The organism is Pseudomonas sp. TR47 (assembly GCF_044143025.1).
GTDB classification, from domain to species: Bacteria; Pseudomonadota; Gammaproteobacteria; order Pseudomonadales; family Pseudomonadaceae; genus Aquipseudomonas; species Aquipseudomonas putida_E.
Map to the genome: position 1 here is coordinate 100,771 of NZ_JBHFCS010000009.1, position 17,968 is coordinate 118,738.

The 17,968-nt window shown below is 63.4% G+C and carries 11 protein-coding genes, 4 tRNA genes and 1 pseudogene; 6 read left to right on the forward strand and 10 right to left on the reverse strand.

What is annotated here, in order from left to right; all coding sequences use genetic code 11:
• Window positions 1-419: 419 nt before the first annotated feature.
• The 3 genes from nirD to ACEWE8_RS12220 form a co-directional block, all read right to left on the reverse strand.
• Window positions 420-782 (reverse strand): nitrite reductase small subunit NirD, encoded by a 363-nt coding sequence (gene nirD, locus ACEWE8_RS12210; protein WP_046787420.1) that lies wholly within the window; start codon window positions 780-782, stop codon window positions 420-422.
• On the reverse strand, window positions 782-3,334 hold the full coding sequence (nirB, locus tag ACEWE8_RS12215) for a nitrite reductase large subunit NirB (RefSeq protein WP_046787421.1): 2,553 nt from the start codon (window positions 3,332-3,334) through the stop codon (window positions 782-784). The genes nirD and nirB overlap by 1 nt, the downstream gene beginning before the upstream one ends.
• A gap of 301 nt (window positions 3,335-3,635) precedes the next feature.
• Entirely contained in the window at window positions 3,636-7,409 is a 3,774-nt protein-coding gene (locus tag ACEWE8_RS12220) for a bifunctional nitrate reductase/sulfite reductase flavoprotein subunit alpha (RefSeq protein WP_046787422.1), read from the reverse strand.
• Window positions 7,410-7,742: 333 nt separating this feature from the next.
• On the opposite strand from ACEWE8_RS12220, the gene map reads away from it, so the two are divergent.
• The gene (gene map, locus ACEWE8_RS12225) at window positions 7,743-8,552 is read left to right on the forward strand and encodes a type I methionyl aminopeptidase (protein WP_046787423.1); all 810 of its coding nucleotides are present in this window, start codon (window positions 7,743-7,745) and stop codon (window positions 8,550-8,552) included.
• Between the two features lie 52 nt (window positions 8,553-8,604).
• On the opposite strand, the gene ACEWE8_RS12230 is transcribed toward map, so the two are convergent.
• The 4 genes from ACEWE8_RS12230 to ACEWE8_RS12245 all read right to left on the reverse strand — a co-directional run bounded on the left by ACEWE8_RS12230 (window position 8,605) and on the right by ACEWE8_RS12245 (window position 9,107).
• Window positions 8,605-8,681: transfer RNA gene (locus tag ACEWE8_RS12230), tRNA-Asp, on the reverse strand.
• 13 nt (window positions 8,682-8,694) lie between these two features.
• Window positions 8,695-8,770, reverse strand: a tRNA-Val gene (locus ACEWE8_RS12235).
• A 171-nt stretch (window positions 8,771-8,941) separates the two neighbouring features.
• Window positions 8,942-9,018, reverse strand: a tRNA-Asp gene (locus ACEWE8_RS12240).
• A gap of 13 nt (window positions 9,019-9,031) precedes the next feature.
• Window positions 9,032-9,107, reverse strand: a tRNA-Val gene (locus ACEWE8_RS12245).
• A gap of 215 nt (window positions 9,108-9,322) precedes the next feature.
• Between ACEWE8_RS12245 and rdgC the strand changes: the two genes are divergently transcribed.
• Window positions 9,323-10,243, forward strand: coding sequence for a recombination-associated protein RdgC (gene rdgC, locus ACEWE8_RS12250; protein ID WP_046787424.1), 921 nt, complete (start codon window positions 9,323-9,325; stop codon window positions 10,241-10,243).
• Between the two features lie 193 nt (window positions 10,244-10,436).
• Window positions 10,437-10,754 (forward strand): quaternary ammonium compound efflux SMR transporter SugE, encoded by a 318-nt coding sequence (gene sugE, locus ACEWE8_RS12255; protein WP_012313171.1) that lies wholly within the window; start codon window positions 10,437-10,439, stop codon window positions 10,752-10,754.
• A gap of 10 nt (window positions 10,755-10,764) precedes the next feature.
• Here the strand turns inward: sugE and ACEWE8_RS12260 are convergent, their stop codons facing one another.
• Window positions 10,765-12,642, reverse strand: coding sequence for a 1-acyl-sn-glycerol-3-phosphate acyltransferase (locus ACEWE8_RS12260; protein WP_046787425.1), 1,878 nt, complete (start codon window positions 12,640-12,642; stop codon window positions 10,765-10,767).
• A gap of 372 nt (window positions 12,643-13,014) precedes the next feature.
• On the opposite strand from ACEWE8_RS12260, the pseudogene ACEWE8_RS12265 reads away from it, so the two are divergent.
• Together ACEWE8_RS12265 and ACEWE8_RS12270 are read left to right on the forward strand one after the other, a co-directional pair.
• Window positions 13,015-13,974 (forward strand): annotated as a pseudogene (locus ACEWE8_RS12265) (methyl-accepting chemotaxis protein); the annotation flags it as partial.
• 141 nt (window positions 13,975-14,115) lie between these two features.
• Window positions 14,116-14,829 (forward strand): methyl-accepting chemotaxis protein, encoded by a 714-nt coding sequence (locus tag ACEWE8_RS12270; protein WP_371316832.1) that lies wholly within the window; start codon window positions 14,116-14,118, stop codon window positions 14,827-14,829.
• Between the two features lie 65 nt (window positions 14,830-14,894).
• Here the strand turns inward: ACEWE8_RS12270 and ACEWE8_RS12275 are convergent, their stop codons facing one another.
• Entirely contained in the window at window positions 14,895-16,196 is a 1,302-nt protein-coding gene (locus tag ACEWE8_RS12275; RefSeq protein WP_046787427.1) for an SLC13 family permease, read from the reverse strand.
• Between the two features lie 32 nt (window positions 16,197-16,228).
• Window positions 16,229-17,062 carry an amidohydrolase gene (locus tag ACEWE8_RS12280; protein WP_046787428.1) on the reverse strand — a complete coding sequence of 278 codons (834 nt, stop codon included), beginning with the start codon at window positions 17,060-17,062 and terminating at the stop codon, window positions 16,229-16,231.
• Between the two features lie 166 nt (window positions 17,063-17,228).
• On the opposite strand from ACEWE8_RS12280, the gene ACEWE8_RS12285 reads away from it, so the two are divergent.
• Window positions 17,229-17,966 carry a GntR family transcriptional regulator gene (locus tag ACEWE8_RS12285; RefSeq protein WP_046787429.1) on the forward strand — a complete coding sequence of 246 codons (738 nt, stop codon included), beginning with the start codon at window positions 17,229-17,231 and terminating at the stop codon, window positions 17,964-17,966.
• Window positions 17,967-17,968 lie beyond the last annotated feature (2 nt).

The window sequence follows — 17,968 nt, forward strand, 5'->3', positions numbered from 1 at the left end:
CCAAGCTTACCGCATCGCCACCTGTGGCGTATCCGGGTCGCGCGGCTGGCGGCTGGCGGCTGGCGGCTTTCAGATCGGGTGAATATCCATTCGCCATGGAGGCGCTGATTCACCTTTCCGCCCTTACGGCGGGTTACTTTGGTCGTGGCCAAAGTAACCAAAACCGTCGGCTCCCATCATCCGGCCCCTACGCTGCGCTCCGGGGTTCCCTCGCTCCGGCCTTGCTCCCGGGAGGACCGCGCTGACGGCCCATCCATGGGCCGCAGCGCTTGACGGGCATCCATGCCCGTCACCTCCCTGCGCAAGACCTGCGCTCGGCCTCCTGAAGTCGCAATCGGCGGCGCCTGAGCTATCGCGCGCTTAGAAGCAAAAGCAAAAGCAAAGCAAGAGCAAGAGCAAGAGACAGGCAAGAGCCGGGATCAGGCCACTGCCACTTCCACCGCCTCCCCGTTCATTCGTACCGGCCACACACGTAGCCGCTGGCCGGGATCTTCCAGACACGCACCGCTGTGCAGGCTGAAGTGCTGTTTGTACAGCGGTGCTGCCACCACCAGCTCGCCTTGCAGGCTGCCCACCAGCCCGCGGCCAATGATGTTGGCTCCGGAGCGTGGGTCGCGGTTGTCCACCGCGTACAGGCTCTGCGCCTGCCCAGGCAGGTAGAACAAGGCGACCTGGGTGCCATCGAGCCACACCACCACACCAGAGTCGGCGACCAGGTCATCGGTGTTGCACACCGCTTGCCAGTTGGGTTGCTTTGCCACAGCAGCATTGGACAGGTTCATCACACAGCCTCCTCGACGGTAGGGATCAGGTGCAGGGGTGCAGCGGGGCGACGCTGTTCACGCTCGCGGACAAAATGCACGTCCGGGTCGGCGCGTCGATCGTTGACGAACGTACGGAAGCGCTTGAGCTTTTCCGGGTCGTTGAGGGCGTTGGCCCATTCGCATTCGTACTGCTCGACCACATGCTGCATCTGCGCTTCCAGCTCGGCAGCCAGGCCCAGGCTGTCGTCGAGGATCACCTGCTTGAGGTAGTCCAGGCCGCCGTCCAGGCTTTCGCGCCATACCGACGTGCGCTGCAGCTTGTCGGCGGTGCGGATGTAGAACATCAGCACGCGGTCGATCAGGCGCACCATGGTCTCGTCGTCCAGGTCGGTAGCGAACAGTTCGGCATGCCGTGGGCGCATGCCGCCATTGCCACAGACGTAAAGGTTCCAGCCCTTGTCGGTGGCGATCACGCCGATGTCCTTGCTTTGCGCCTCGGCACATTCGCGCGTACAGCCAGAGACCGCGAACTTGAGCTTGTGCGGGCTGCGCAGGCCCTTGTAGCGGTCCTCCAGGCGCAGCGCCATGGCGACGCTGTCCTGCACACCGTAGCGGCACCAGGTGCTGCCTACGCAGGACTTCACCGTGCGGGTCGATTTGCCGTAGGCGTGGCCAGTCTCGAAGCCGGCCTCGATCAGCTCGCCCCAGATCAGCGGCAGCTCGTGCAACTGGGCGCCGAACAGGTCGATGCGCTGGCCGCCGGTGATCTTGGTGTAAAGGTCGTACTTCTTGGCCACCTGACCGATCACGATCAGTTTGTCCGGGGTGATTTCGCCGCCGGGAATGCGCGGCACCACCGAGTAGGTACCGTTTTTCTGCATGTTGGCCATGAAGGTGTCGTTGGTGTCCTGCAGTGGCACCAGCGCAGGGTCCATGATCGGCTGGTTCCAGCACGAAGCGAGGATGTTGCCCACCGCCGGCTTGCAGATGTCGCAGCCGACATGGCCCTTGCCATGGCGCGCCAGCAAATCGTTGAAGGTGCGTATGCCACCCACCCGCACCAGCCCGTACAGCTCCTGGCGGGTGTAGGCGAAGTGCTCGCACAGGCTCTTGTCCACGGTCACGCCACGGGCGGTGAGTTCATGCTCGAACACTTGCTTGAGCAACGCCGCGCAGCCGCCACAGCCGGTAGCCGCTTTGGTGCAGCCTTTGACCGCGGCAAGGTCGGCGCAACCACTGTCGATCGCTGCGCACACTGCGCCCTTGCTGACGTTGTGGCAGGAGCAGATGGTCGCGCTGTCAGGCAGCGCATCGGCGCCCAGGGCCGGTGCGCCACCGCTTTGCGGCAGGATCAGCGCCGCCGGGTCGGCAGGCAGGGCGATGCCGTTCTGGGCGTATTGCAGCAGTGTGTCGTAGTAGCTGTTGTCGCCCACCAGCACCGCACCGAGCACATGCTTGCCACTGGCATCGACCACCAGCCGGCGATAGGCGGCGTTGGCCTCGTCGATGAAGCGGTAGCTGCGCGAGCCGGGCGTAGCGCCATGGGCGTCGCCGATGGAGCCGACATCGACGCCCAGCAGCTTGAGCTTGGTCGACATGTCGGCCCCGGTGAATTCCCCGGCCGCCTCGCCCAGCAGCAGCGCCGCCAGGTTGCGCGCCATGCTGTAGCCCGGAGCAACCAGGCCGAACACGCTGCCGTTCCACGAGGCGCATTCACCGATGGCGAAGATGCGTGGGTCGCTGGAGCGGCAGTGATTGTCGATCACCACCCCGCCGCGCGCGGCGATCTCCAGGCCGCAGGCACGGCCCAGGGCGTCCTGCGGGCGGATGCCGGCAGAGAACACGACCAGGTCGGTTTCCAAGTGTTCGCCACCGTCGAAATTCATCCGGTAGCGGTAGGCCTCACCATCGCTGATCGACTGGGTAGCGCGCGACAGGTGCACGCCGACGCCCAGGGCTTCGATCTGCGCCTTGAGCGCGGCGCCGCCTTCAGCATCCAGTTGCACCGGCATCAGCCGCGGGGCGAACTCCACCACATGCGCTTGAAGGCCCAGGGACTTAAGGGCATTAGCTGCCTCGAGGCCCAGCAGGCCGCCGCCAACCACCACGCCACGGGTGGCATCAACGGCAGCGGCGCGTATCGCGTCGAGGTCGTCGAGGGTGCGATAGACCAGGCGCGCGTTGCCGCTGGAGCCCTCGATCGGGGGCACGAAGGGGTAGGAACCGGTGGCCAGGATCAGCTGGTCATACCCATAGCGGCCTTCGGCGGTAACCACTTCACAGCGCTCGCGGTCGATTTGCAGCACCGCTTCACCCAGGTGCAGGTGCACACCGTTGACGCCATAGAAGCCCTGCTCGCACAGCGCCAGGGTTTCGGCACAGCTGCCGCCGAAGTATTCAGACAGGTGCACGCGGTCGTAGGCGCGCTGGCGCTCCTCGCCGAACACACGCAGCTCGAAGCGCGCCAGCGCGCCGCGTTCGACCAGTTGCTCGACGCAATGGTGGCCCACCATGCCGTTGCCGACGATGACCAGTCGCTCTCGTTGCCCGCTGCTCGCTGTTGCCTTCATAAGCCGATCCTCGATCAAAAAAAAAGCGCCTGGAGCCGAAGCTCCAGGCGCCTTTGCCTGTATTCATCACGGTTGCCCCCGGTTGATCGCCGTTGATCAGTGGGGCTTGTTGTGTTGGAGATAAAGCACGGAATGTGCCAGTTATGTTGCCTGGCCCGGCCTTATCGCCGGCAAGCCGGCGCCCACGGCTGCAGCACAGGGCTTGAGAGCAGCGGAGCCCGTGCAGGAGCCGGCTTGCCGGCGATAGCGCCAGCCCAAACCATGCACATTCAAGGTGCGTTGCTCCCCATCCTGGAGCATTTCAGTACACATCCCGCCGATACCGCTTGGCCTTGCTCAAACCTTCCACATAGGCATCGGCATCCACGCCCCCATGCTCGGCAATGATCTCGCGCAGCACAGCATCCACATCCTTGGCCATGCGCTGAGCATCACCACAGACATAGAAGTACGCCCCCGCCTCCAGCCACTGCCATACCTGCGCACCCTGCTCACGCATCCGCTGCTGCACATAGATTTTTTCTGCCTGATCGCGGGAAAACGCCGTATCCAGGCGCAGGTGTCCGCTCGCTTGCCAGGCCTGCAACTGCTCCTGGTAGTAAAAGTCGGTGGCTGCATACTGCTCGCCGAAGAACAGCCAGTTTTCCCCTTTTGCACCCCGCGCCTCGCGCTCTTCGAGGAACGCACGAAACGGTGCGATGCCTGTACCGGGGCCAATCATGATCAGCGGTACATCATCGTCATCAGGCAGGCGGAAATGCCTGGACGCCTGGGGGAAGATCGCCACCTTCGCAGCCTGCCCCCGGTCAGCGAGGAAGCTTGAGCACACCCCTTTTCGCTGGCCATAACGTACGGTAGAGACGGTCAGATGCACCTGGCCGGGGTGGGCAATCGGGCTTGAGCTGATCGAGTACAGCCGCGGTTGCAGGGGTTTGAGCAGGTCGAGCCAGGTTGCCAGCGGCAGGTCCTGTGCAAACGCGCGCAGCACGTCGACCAACTGCCGGCCCCACAGCCAATCCTGCAGTGCGGCCTTGCGTTCAGGCTGCAACAGGTGCCGCAGGTCGTCAGCCTGCTGGCTGAACACCTGCAGTTGCTGTGGGGTGACCCTGGCAATTTCCAGGTGCGACTCCAGTGCCTGGGCCAACGGCATGGGCGGCTGGCCCTTGAGTTGGACCTGGGTCTTGCCGTCCTGCTGCATCAGCGCCAGCAATTCCTCCACCAGCGCCGGGCAGTTGCGGGGCCACACGCCCAGCGCATCGCCCGCTGCGTAGGTGAAGCCGCTGCCTTGAATATCGAACACCAACTGGCGGGTTTCCTTGCTCGAGCCGGGGCCACTGAGCAGGTTGTTTTCCAGCAGGGTAGCCGCCCACGGCCGTTGCTTGCTGCAGGGCGCAGCCAGTGCGGGCTCGTTGACCGGTAGCGCTACGCCAGCGCTGCCCAGCTCGGGCAACAGCGCGTCGAGCCAGGTGGCAAAGGCCTCATCGAAATCCGGTTCACAATCGACCCGCGGCAGCAGGCGGCGCCCGCCCAGTTCGGCCAGGCGCTGGTCGAGCTTGCGACCAAACCCGCAGAACTGGGCGTAACTGGAGTCGCCCAGGGCCAGCACGGCATAAGGCAGCTCGGCGCAGTGGGCGCCCTCCTCGCCCTGCAGCGCCCGCCAGAACGCGGTGGCGCTGTCGGGCGCATCACCATCGCCGAAGGTGCTGGCAATCAGCAGCACACTGGCCGCACCTTGCAGCTGGCTTGGGCTGACCGCCTCCATGCAACTGAGCTGTACCTGCAGCCCTGCGCCGTGCAAACGCTCTGCGCAGCGCTCGGCCAGCGCCTCGCCATTGCCGGTCTGCGAGGCCCACAACACCTGATGTCGGGGCGGGCCGGGGGGCATGGCCAGCAGCACGCGGGCAGGCTCCGGGGCAAGGGTGGTGGTGCCAAGGTCGAGGGCATCGATGCGCTCGCCGGCAACCCGCTCAAGGGCCACGGCGCAGTGCTTGAGGGCAGGCTGCAGCGACAGCGGGTCGACCGCATCGCAAGTCACGGCATTGATTGCCAGGTGCTCGCCGATCACATCGTTCCAGTGGAACGGCGCGAAGCAATTGCCCGGCATGACCCGGTCGCTGACACGCGCCGGCAGCACGGCCCGGCCACGCCGCGAGCGGATCGCCACCTGGTCCTTGTCCTGGATGCCCAGCCGCGCGGCATCCTCGGGGTGGAGTTCGACAAAGGGGCCGGGCTCCAGCCTGTTCAGCGCCGGTACCTTGCCGGTCTTGGTCAGGGTGTGCCACTGGTGTTGCACGCGGCCGGTATTGAGCACCAGCGGGTAATCGGCGTCCGGCAGCTCCGGCGCGGGCAGCCAGGGCCGGGCGAAGAAGCGGGCCTTGCCACTGGCTGTGGGGAACACCAGGGACGAGGGTGCGCCTTCTTCGATGTAACGCACGGGGCTGCGGTCGTCCACGCGGCCCGGCGCGCAAGGCCACTGGTGCGGCTTGTCACGCAGTTGCGGGTAGCCGACCCCACGCAGGTCGTAGCCGGTGAGCGGGTTGTGGAAGCGGCGGATTTCGTCATACACCGCTTCGGCGTCGGGGTAATCGAAGGCCTCGGCATAACCCATGGCACAGGCGACCCGGGCGATGATCTGCCAGTCCGGCAAGCTCTGGCCTGGTGCAGCCACGGCGCGAGGCATCAGTGTGAGGTTGCGTTCGCTGTTGATCATCACGCCCTCACCTTCAGCCCAGAGGGCGGCGGGCAGGAGAATGTCGGCGTAAGGGTTGGTTTCGGTGTCGAGAAAGGCATCCTGGGTGATCACAAGCTGCGCCTGGCACAGGCCATCGATCACCTGCTGGCGGTTGGCGACGCTGGCCACCGGGTTGCTGCAGATGATCCAGCAGGCCTTCACTTCACCCGTTTTCATCTGCTCGAACAGCGCTACCGTGCCCTCGCCGCTTTCTGCTCGCAGGCTGCCCGGTGCCAGGCCCCATTGCGCTTCGACAAAACTACGGTCGGCGTCGATCAGCGCCGAACGTTGGCCCGGCAGCCCCGGCCCCATGTAGCCCATCTCACGGCCACCCATGGCATTGGGCTGGCCGGTCAGCGAGAACGGCCCACTGCCGGGGCGGCAGATGGCGCCGGTGGCCAGGTGCAGGTTGCACAGCGCATTGGTATGCCAGGTGCCGTGCACGCTCTGGTTCAGGCCCATGGTCCAGCAGCTCATCCATTCACCCGCGCTGCCGATCAACGCGGCAGCCTGGCGGATGTCATCTTCTGCAAGGCCGGTGATGGCCGCGACGCGCTCAGGCGTGTAGTCCTCGAGGAAGGCCGGCAGTGCCTCCCAGCCCTCGGTGTGGCGGGCAATGAAGGCGCGGTTTGTCTGGCCATTGCGGTGCAGCAGGTGCAGCAGGCCGTTGAGCAGGGCCAGGTCGCTGCCGGGGCGCACTTGCAGGAACAGGTCGGCCTTGTCGGCGGTGGCGGTGCGCCGCGGGTCGACAACGATCAGTTTCGCTCCAGCCTTTACCCGGTCGAGCAGGCGCAGGAAGAGGATCGGATGGCAGTCGGCCATGTTGGCACCGATCACCAGGAACACCTCGGCACGCTCGAAGTCCTGGTAACTGCCGGGCGGGCCATCGGCCCCCAGCGAGAGTTTGTAGCCGCTGCCGGCGCTGGCCATGCACAGGCGTGAATTGGACTCGATATGGCGCGTGCGGATAAAGCCCTTGGCCAGTTTGTTGGCCAGGTACTGGGCCTCCAGTGACATCTGCCCGGAGACGTAAAGCGCTACGGCGTCCGGGCCGTGCTGGTCGATGATGCCGCGCAGGCGCTCGGCAGCCTGGGCGATGGCCTGGTCCATGCTGCTGCGCGCCGGTTCATGGTCGCGTTGCTGGCGTACAAAGGCACTTTCCATGCGCCCGGCGGCGGTCAGGGGCAGGTGCGCGGTGAGGCCTTTGGTGCAGAGGCGGCCGAAGTTGCTCGGGTGCAGCTTGTCACCGCTGATCTTGCTGACCTTGCCATCGGCCACGCTCATGACGATGCCACAGCCTACGCCGCAATAGGGGCAGACGCTGCGTACTTCGGTGCTGGCCATGGGGGGGTCTCCTGGTGCAAACGCAAAAGGCGCCGGCTGCCCCCGGCTTGCTTGGCAAGCGAGGGCAACACGGCGCCTTTGTCGTGAAGGGTTGAAGGCGGTCGACGTTGACGGCCTTGATGGTGGTCTTTCAGCAATTGTTGGGCCAGCTGTGCACTGGGGCCGCTTTGCGGCCCTTTCGCGACACAAGGCCGCCCCTACATGCGCTGGCCATGGGCCGCGAACGGTTGCACAGCAGCCCCAAAACGGTGACCGACGCACCATCAGGTGGCAGCCGGGCGCCCCATGGCGCTATGCTGAAAGCTTTCCGCCTCAGAGCTATTTTGCACCCACATGTCCCAGGTGATCCTCAAGACCCCCGCCCAACTCGACCTTATGCGCAACGCCGGCCGTTTACTGGCCCAGGTATTCGCCGACCTCGATACCTTCATCCGCCCCGGCGTGACCACCATGCAGATCAACGACCGCGCCGAGGCCTTCATCGTCGGCACCCTCAAGGCGCGCCCGGCGAGCAAGGGCCAGTACGGTTTCCCCTACGCGCTCAATACCTCGGTGGACCACGTGGTCTGCCACGGCATGCCCAAGGCCGATGAGGTGTTGAGTGAAGGGTCGATCATCAACGTCGACATCACGCTGGAACAAGGCGGCTACATCGCCGACTCGTCGAAAATGTATTGCCTGGGCCCGGTCAGCGATGAGGCACGGCGCCTGGTCGACACCACCTATGAGGCCTTGTGGAAGGGGATTGAGCAGGTGCGCCCGGGGGCGACGCTTGGCGACATCGGCCACGCCGTCCAGGTCCATGCCGAGGCGGCGGGCTACAACGTGGTGCGCGAGTACTGCGGCCATGGCATTGGCCAGCAAATGCATGAAGGGCCAGAGGTGCTGCATTACGGCCAGCGCGGCATGGGCATGAAGCTCAAGCCGGGCATGGTGTTTACCATCGAGCCGATGATCAACCAGGGCGGGCGTGGCACGCGGACCTTGAAGGACGGGTGGACGGTGATTACCCGTGACCACACGCTGTCGGCGCAGTGGGAACATACCGTCGCGGTGACCGAGGATGGGGTCGAGGTGCTGACGCTACGCAAGGAAGAGCACGTGGCTGAGCGCACGGCGCAGACACAAAAAAAGCGACCCTAAGGTCGCTTTTTTTGTTACTTCCGGGTGTTCAGTGGGCCCTGGAAGTGGAATATGGCGCAGCGGACGGGAATCGAACCCGCGACCCCCGGCGTGACAGGCCGGTATTCTAACCGACTGAACTACCGCTGCGCTATTCATCGAGTGGTGGGTGATGACGGGATCGAACCGCCGACCCTCTGCTTGTAAGGCAGATGCTCTCCCGGCTGAGCTAATCACCCTTCGTCTCGGTGAGGCGCGCATTCTACGGAGCAAGCGCAAGCGTGGCAAGTCGTTGGGCTGTTTTTTTTAAAAAAAATTGAAAAGATTCAAACAGCACAAACAAAAAAAGCGACCCTAAGGTCGCTTCTTTTGTTACTTCCGGGTGTTCAGTGGGCCCTGGAAGTGGAATATGGCGCAGCGGACGGGACTCGAACCCGCGACCCCCGGCGTGACAGGCCGGTATTCTAACCGACTGAACTACCGCTGCGCTATACATCGAGTGGTGGGTGATGACGGGATCGAACCGCCGACCCTCTGCTTGTAAGGCAGATGCTCTCCCGGCTGAGCTAATCACCCTTCGTCTCGGTGTGGCGCGCATTCTACGGAGGGAGCGCCACCCTGGCAAGCACATTTTTCAACTTTTCTAAAAAAAATTCTCAGGCCTTTCAAAGACCTAGCGCCGTCTACGGTTTCTTTCCTCTATATGGCTGCTGGCCCGATGACAGGGCTGGCCTGGAACGGCTGCACGGAGAATAATGCCCCCCTTATGCATTAAGGAGAGACTCACCCTCATGTGGTTCAAGAACCTGCTGACCTACCGCCTGACCCAGGATGTCCCGTTCGAGGCTGAAGCACTGGAGGCCGCCCTGGCCAGCAAGCCGGCCCGCCCCTGCGCCAGCCAGGAGCTGACCACTTATGGTTTCGTCGCGCCGTTCGGCAAAGGCGAAGACGCTCCCCTGGTGCACGTCAGCGGCGAGTTCCTGCTGATTGCCGCGCGCAAGGAAGAACGCATCCTGCCAAGCAGCGTCGTAAACGATGCTGTCAAAGAGAAGGTCGAAGAGATCGAGACCGAGCAGATGCGCAAGGTCTATAAAAAGGAACGCGACCAGATCAAGGACGAGATCATCCAGGCCTTCCTGCCGCGCGCGTTCATCCGCCGCTCGATGATCTTCGCCGCCATCGCCCCGCGCCTGGGCATGATCCTGGTCAACTCGGCCAGCGCCAAGCGCGCCGAAGACCTGCTGTCGACCCTGCGTGAGGTGATGGGCTCGCTGCCGGTGCGCCCTGCCACGGTCAAGATCGCACCGGCCGCGACCATGACCGACTGGGTCAAGTCGCAGCAGGCTGCCGAAGGGTTCTATGTGCTGGATGAATGCGAGTTGCGCGACACCGCCGAAGATGGCGGCATCGTGCGCTGCAAGCGCCAGGACCTGACCGGCGAGGAAATCCAGCTGCACCTGAGCACTGGCAAGGTGGTCACCCAGCTGGCCCTGGCCTGGCAGGACAAGCTGTCGTTCGTGCTCGACGACAAGATGGTGATCAAGCGCCTGAAGTTCGAGGAGTTGCTGCAGGAGCAGGCCGAACAGGATGGCGGCGATGAAGCGGCGCAGCAGTTCGATGCCAGCTTCCTGCTGATGATGATGACCTTCAGCGAATTCCTGCCGGTGCTGTTCGAAGCGCTGGGCGGCGAAGAGATTCCGCAAGGGGTCTGACGCGGCTTGGAGCTGCAAGCTGCAAGAAAAATCAAAAGCGGTACCGCGGCGCCCAATACGACGCCGTACTGCTTGCAGCTTGCAGCTTGCAGCTTGCAGCTGCACTATCATGCCCACGGTGAGGACGACCTCACGACGCACCGCGTGACCATTACGGGGACGGCCCCATCATTCAAACGATGGAGACTCACTCATGTCCTGGATCATCCTGTTCTTCGCCGGCCTGTTCGAAGTCGGCTGGGCTGTCGGCCTCAAATACACCGACGGTTTCACCCGCCCGCTTCCCACCGTGCTAACCGTCGGCGCCATGGTCATCAGCCTGGGCCTGCTGGGCCTGGCCATGAAAGAGCTGCCGCTGGGCACCGCCTATGCCATCTGGACCGGCGTGGGTGCCGTCGGCACAGTGATCGCCGGGATCATCCTGTTCGGTGAATCCATGGCCCTGGTGCGGCTGGTCAGTGTGGCGCTGATCGTTACCGGCCTGATCGGCCTGAAAGTCAGCGCCAGCTGACGGCTTATGCCTAACGCAGGTCGCCGCGCAAGCGGCTGACCTGCTCACGCAGCAACTCAGGCTGCGCCACCTCCACCGGGATGGACGCTCCGGCGACGATGGTCACCCGCGACCACAAGCGCTTGAAGAACCCCTTGCCCGGATCGCGGCTGAAGAAACTGCCCCACAGCCCCTGCAGCGCCAGTGGAATCACCGGCACCGGCGTTTCTTCGAGAATGCGGCTGACACCACCGCGAAACACATCGATCTCGCCATCGCCGGTCAACTTGCCTTCCGGGAAAATGCACACCACCTCCCCCGCCGCCAGGTACTCGGCGATACGGGCGAACGCGCGTTCGTAAGTGGCCTGGTCTTCATTGCGCCCGGCAATCGGGATGGCACCTGCGGTGCGGAACACGAAATTGAGCACCGGCAGGTTGTAGATCTTGTAGTACATCACGAACCGGATCGGGCGGCGGATCGCCCCGCCGAGCAGCAGCGCGTCCACGAATGACACATGGTTGCACACCAGCAGCGCTGCGCCTTCGTCGGGGATGCGTTCGAGGTCGCGATGCTCCACGCGGTACATCGAGTGGCTCAACAGCCAGATCAAAAAGCGCATGGTGAACTCGGGCACGATCCTGAAGATGTAAGCGTTGACCAGGATATTGAGCAGCGACACCACCAGGAACAGCTGCGGGATGCTCAGGTCCGCAAGGCCCAGCAGGACGATGGTGAGGATGGCCGACACCACCATGAACAAGGCATTGAGAATATTGTTGGCGGCGATGACTCGCGCGCGCTGGCCCTCGGCGGTGCGCGCCTGGATCAGCGCGTACAGCGGCACGATATAGAAGCCGCCGAATACCCCAAGGCCGACGATCGACACCAGGATCCACCAGGCCTGGCTCATGCCCAGCAGTGCCAGCCAGTCGTGCGGCGCTGCGCCGGCCGGCACATCACCGGAGTGCCACCACCAGAGCAGCCCGAACAGCGTCAGGCCAAACGAGCCGAAAGGCACCAGGCCAATCTCGACCTTGCGCCCACTGAGCCGCTCACACAATAACGAGCCCAAGGCGATACCCACCGAGAACAGGGTCAGCACCAAGGTCACCACCGTGCCGTCACCATGCAGCCAGTCCTTGGCGTAGGCCGGGATCTGGGTCAGGTAGATGGCGCCGACGAACCAGAACCACGAGTTGCCGACGATCGAACGCGACACCGCGGGCGGTTGCCCCAACCCCATGCGCAGGATCACCCACGACTGCTTGAAGATGTTCCAGTCCAGTGGCATTTGCGGTGATACGGCCGCCGCACGCGGGACCCAGCGGCTGGCCAGGTAGCCCAGCACTGCGGTGCCCACCACCCCGCCCGCCACCACCGTGGCGTAGCTGTCGCTGGCCATCATCACCCCGGCGCCAATGGTGCCGGCGAGAATGGCGAGGAAGGTGCCCATCTCCACCAGGCCGTTGCCACCCACCAACTCTTCTTCACGCAGCGCCTGGGGCAGGATCGAATACTTCACCGGGCCGAACAGCGCCGACTGGGTGCCCATGCAGAACAGCGCCACCAGCATCAGCAGCAGGTTATCGCTGACAAAACCGAGCGCGCCGATGGCCATGATGGCAATTTCGGCCAGCTTGATCGCGCGGATCAAGGCGTCCTTGGCGAACTTCTCGCCAAACTGCCCGCCCAGTGCCGAAAACAGGAAGAACGGCAGGATGAACAGCAGCGCGCAAAGGTTGACCCAGATCGAGCGGTCCCCGTCGCCAAGGCTGAGCTTGAACAGGATCGCCAGGATCAGCGACTGCTTGAACAGGTTGTCGTTGAAGGCACCCAGCGACTGGGTGACGAAAAACGGCAGGAAGCGCCGCTTGCCGAGCAAGGTGAATTGCGAGGAATGACTCATCGTCCTTGTTCCCTGAGGGGCTTTTGTCATTTGAGGCACGCAGGCCGCGATAAGCCACAAATTTGCACGCGAACGCCTGCTGCTGGCAAGCCAGGCACGTCGGGCACAGCGCCCGCGGCGCCGCATGATGGCATTTTGACGCCAATCTTCTTGATATCAGTGTTCAGATTTTGTTACATCTGCCGATTAAACATATAGATGACTGTATCTACCAGAAGGAACGGACCTCCGGTCTCCTCCAACGCACAAGAAAAGGAGCTCAGCAGCATGCTTACCTGGATAGGCGACCTCAGGATCGCCCACAAACTCTTCCTCGGTTTCGGCCTGGTGCTGGGCCTGACCTTGCTCCAGTCGCTGATCAGCTGGGAAGGCATGGGCAGCCTGGTACGCCGCAGCGAGGTGGTCAGTGAGGTGTCGCGCCTCAACGATGCCTTGGGCGACCTGCGTGAGGCGCGCCTGCGCCACGCCATCGCCAATGGCGCAGAAAACGAAGGCAAGGCGTTGCAGGGCGCGCTTGAAGCGTTCCAGACGCCGCTGGCGAAACTGCGTGGGACCTTGGTCAAGCCACAGAGCCTGGCGCTGATCGACAAGGCCGAGCAGACCCTTCGCGGGTATGCCGCCAACCAGGCGCAGAGCTTCCAGTCGTACCAGAAAATGCGCGCGGCACAAAAGGAAATGGGCGCCCTCGCCACCCGTTCGTTCGCCAGCATCGAGGCCATTCGCACCCAGGTACGCGCCCTGCCCGATGCCGAGCAACGCGTTGTACGCAGCGAAGCGATCAACCAGATCCGCGAGAACCTGATCCTGCTCCGCTACCACGTACGCGGCTACACCGGTAACACCAACGCCGACACCGAAAAACTGATGAACGCACAGATCGCCACCACGGTGAACGAGTTGCCAGGCCTGGTGGCGCGTTTCAATGGCAGCTTCGACGCACAGTTCGCCACCCTGAACCAACAGGTTCGCGCCTATGCCGAGGCGGTCGAAGCTTTCCGTGGAGAAGTGAGCAAGCTGGTCGCGTGCCGCAACGCCATGGCCAGCGACATAAACACACTCACAGGCCTGATCGGTGAACTGCTCGACGCCCAGGCAGTGTCGGTGGTCAGCGACAGCCAGTTCGCCAAGAACCTGCAGATCTTCACCACGCTGCTGGCGCTGCTCATGGGCATCTTTGCCGCGCTCATCATCGCCCGCCAGATCAGCGCGCCGCTGCAGCAGGCCTTGCGTGCCATGCAGCAGGTAGCCGCCGGAGACCTCAGCGAGCAACCGGCCAGCCGCCGCCGCGACGAAGTCGGCCAGTTGCAGAATGCCTTGCAGGGCATGACCGGCAACCTGCGCGAGTTGATCGCGCAGGTGCGCGACGGTATTTCGCAGATTGCCAGTGCCACTGAAGAACTGTCGGCCATCACCGAGCAGACCAGCGCCGGCGCCAGCAGCCAGAAAGTGGAAACCGATCAGGTTGCCACGGCCATGCAGGAAATGGCCGCCACCGTGCATGAAGTGGCGCGCAACGCCGGTGAGGCCTCGCAGGCCGCCAGTGCCACGGACGAGGAAGCACGCGAAGGGGAAAGTGTGGCCAACCGCGCCGTCGCGCAGATCGGCCGGCTGGCCAACCAGGTGGACGCCACTGGCCAAGCCATGGGTGCGCTACGCAACGAGAGCCAGCGTATCGGCAAGGTCATGGACGTTATCAAGGCAGTGGCGGAGCAGACCAACCTGCTGGCGCTCAATGCCGCGATCGAAGCAGCACGCGCTGGTGAGGCTGGCCGTGGCTTTGCCGTGGTGGCCGATGAAGTGCGCAGCCTGGCGCAGCGTACCCAGGCGTCGACCCTGGAAATCGAGTCGGCCATCGGTAGCCTGGAAGAAGGCACCCGTTCAGTGAGCGAACTGATGGACGAAAGCCAGAGCCTGACCCAGAGCAGCGTGGCGCTGGTGCGTGAAGCCGGGGTGGCGCTGGAAGGCATAACCCAACGCGTTTCGGGGATTCAATCGATGAACCAGCAGATTGCTGCGGCTTCCGAGCAGCAGAGCGCGGTGGCCGAAGAGATCAGCCGTAGCGTGGTGACAGTGAGGGATATTTCCGAGCAGACGGCGCAGGCCAGCCAGCAGACGTCCGCCTCCAGTGTCGAACTGGCGCGCCTGGGTGGGCAGTTGCAGCAGATGATCAGCCGGTTCCGGTTCTAGTCACTGCAACGACAGGCATGAAAAAACCGCAGCCAGGCTGCGGTTTTTTTTCATGCTTTTGAACGTCAGAGCACGAAGGTCAGCAGCACATTGAACGCCAGCGCCGCCACGAAGCCGATGGGCGCCGCCTTGAACAGCAACTGCGGGAACAACGAAGCGCGGCTCTTCTCGTTGCTGCAGGAGCCCAGAATCAGGCTGCCGCCGGAGGAAAACGGCGAGATCGAGGTGGCTTGGGCACCCGCAACGATGGCAATGAACAGGATCATGGGCTCGATACCCATGTTCTGCGCAATCGGCAGCACCATGGGGAACAACGCCGGCGTCACGACGCCCAAGGTGCTGGAGAAGATGGACATGAATGCCGCCACCGCACCGAATACCACCGGCACCATGATTGGCGGGATGCTGGTGCCGATCCAGGAGGCGAGAATGTCGATGGTGCCGGCCTTGATCGCCACGGAAATCAGCATGCCCACACCACAGATCATGATCAGCGTGCCCCAGGGCACGGTCGCCATGGCCTTGCGTTCGTCACCGAGCTTGAGCAACAGGGCGATCACCGAGAACAGGCTGGCGATCAGGCCGATATCCACCTTGGCGTTGATGAAGGCTACCGTGGCATTGCCCGGCAGGGCGATGCTGGCCACCGGCGCAGCCAGCACCATCAGCATCATCGCCAGGGTCAACCACAACGTGGTTCGCTGCTGGCTGTTGAGCGCCGCTGGCGCCTCGACAGCAACGGCCGAAGCCTTCAACGCGCGGCCATGGCCGGTGAGGAAGACAAATACCCCGATCACCAGCAATGGGATGACCAAGGTGCTGACGAAGATACCGGCCGCGTTGATGAAAGCCTGGTTGTCGCTCACGCCGGCATTGGTCATCAGCCCGCGGAAGATGATGCCGCTCTGGCTGGACATGAAGTTGGCCCCGCTGAGCGCGCCATAGTTCACGGCCATGCCGCCGACGATCAGGCTCATGCGGGTACGCTCGCACAGCAGCAGGGTAATCGGCGCCATGAACGCCAGCACGGTGTAGTACCCCGCCCCCATCGCGGCGATCACGGTGGCGGCGAAGAACACGGCGAACGGCAGCAACTGCGGCACTGCCCGGCAGCGGTAGATAAGGTGCTCGGCCAGCTTCTCCAAGGTGCCATTGACCGTGGCGAAGCTGTAGAACAGGCAGACCGAGAAGATCACGAAGAAGATCTTGAGCGGCCACAGGCCGATGACCTCCGAAGGGCTCAGGCCCATGCCGAAACAGCCGATCAGATAGGCAAAGGCGATGGCGAAAAGGCCGATGTTGATCTTGGTCTTGTAACCGAGGGCCACGGCGACAACGATGGCCGCGACGACGAGCATGCTCATCATGTTGAAAGTGTCCTGTTGTTATTGTGTAAGTATCAGCGCGAACGGTCGAAGCCGAACAGCTTCGCCGGGTTGAGTCTCAGCACCTGGGCACGCTCGCCCGCATCGGGGAGCAGCGCTTCGAAGAAGGCATACTGATCGGCGTAGCTGGTCTGGCGTTCGAACTGGGTATTGGGCCAGTCGCTACCCCACAGCAAGCGCTCCAGGCCACCCGCCGCTTGCCGTATCTGCGCCAGAAGTACCTGCGCTTTGGCCAGATCGGTCTGGCTGCGATACCCGGCAGACAGCTTCAGCCACAGCTTCGGTTCGCTGAGCAGGTGAAGGAAAGTGCGGTGGCTGTCCTTTCGCGGGTCGATCCCTTCGCCAGGCAGACCAAAATGATCGACCACCACATCCACGCCACAGGCGAGGATCGCCGGCACGATCAATGCCAGGTCATCGAAACCACGCTGGATTTCCACCTGCCAGCTGCGCGCAGCCAGGCGTTTGAACAATGCGGTCCACTCGGGCCCGGCATAGTCTGCCAGGTGCTTGCCGATCAGGTTCAGGCGGATACCGACCACGCCAACGTCAGCCAGCGCATCCAGCTGCTGATCGCTGACCGTCGCATCGACGACCGCCACAGCGCGCAGGCGCTCTGGAAAGCGGCGCAGGGCCTGGACCATGAAGCTGTTGTCGGTGCCCAGGAAACTGGGCTGGATCAGTACGCCATGGGACAGGCCATGCTGATCCAGGTGAGCAAGGTACTGCTCGATCAGCGCATCGTAGTCCGGGCTGTAGCGACGGTTGGCCACCATCGGCAGGTCTTGGCGAAAGATATGGGCATGGGTATCGACGCCGGTGATGGCGGGCAGATAGGGGTTGGTCATGAAGCGAACCCTGGTCGATTGTTATGGCAGCTGAAGCGCTGTGTTTTTATACAAACATGCAGTCATATATATGAATATATGACCATATCTTCAGTCGACCGACTCTGTCAATCGAGCCCCGGGTGGTAAAGTAGCGCCAACTCGTCAGCCATGGACCCTTCGCACAATGAGTAACGGGATACTCGGACAAGACCCGCGCCTACCGCTTTATCAGCAAGTTCGGGAAGAAATCCTCGCCAGGATCGCCGCCGGGCAGTGGCTACCCGGGGCACCGATCCCTACTGAAACGGAGCTGACCCGCCTCTACGGTGTCGCCATCGGCACTGTGCGCAAGGCGGTCGACACCTTGGTCAATGAAGGCCTGCTGTTGCGCAGCCAGGGCCGCGGCACCTTCGTGCGGCGCCCTGACTTCGAGGGTTCACTGTTTCGGTTTTTCCGACAGGTGGATTCGACCGGCCAGCGCCTGGTGCCGATCAGCCGCATACTGGACAAGCAGTTGCGCGAGCCGCCGGCTGAAGTCAGCAAAGCCCTTGGGCTGGGCGACGCAGAACAGGTCATCTGGCTCGAGCGCCTGCGCCTGGTAGATGGCCGCCCGCTGTTTCATGAGCAGATCTGGCTACCAGCTGCGCGTTTCATGGCCCTGCTGGATATCGATGCAGAGGCCTTCGGCGACCTGCTCTACCCTTTCTACGAGTCCCACTGTGGCCAGTGCGTAGCCTCGGCCAAGGAAACACTGACAGTCGGTACGGCCGATGCCGCCAGTGCCCGCCACCTGGCAATCGAGGAAGGTGCGCCGGTGGTGATAATCCAGCGCACGGCCCTGGGTTACGACCGCAACCCGCTGGAGTACCGCGTGTCCCAGGCAGCAGCAGAAGGCTTCCGCTACCAGATCGACATTTCCTGAAG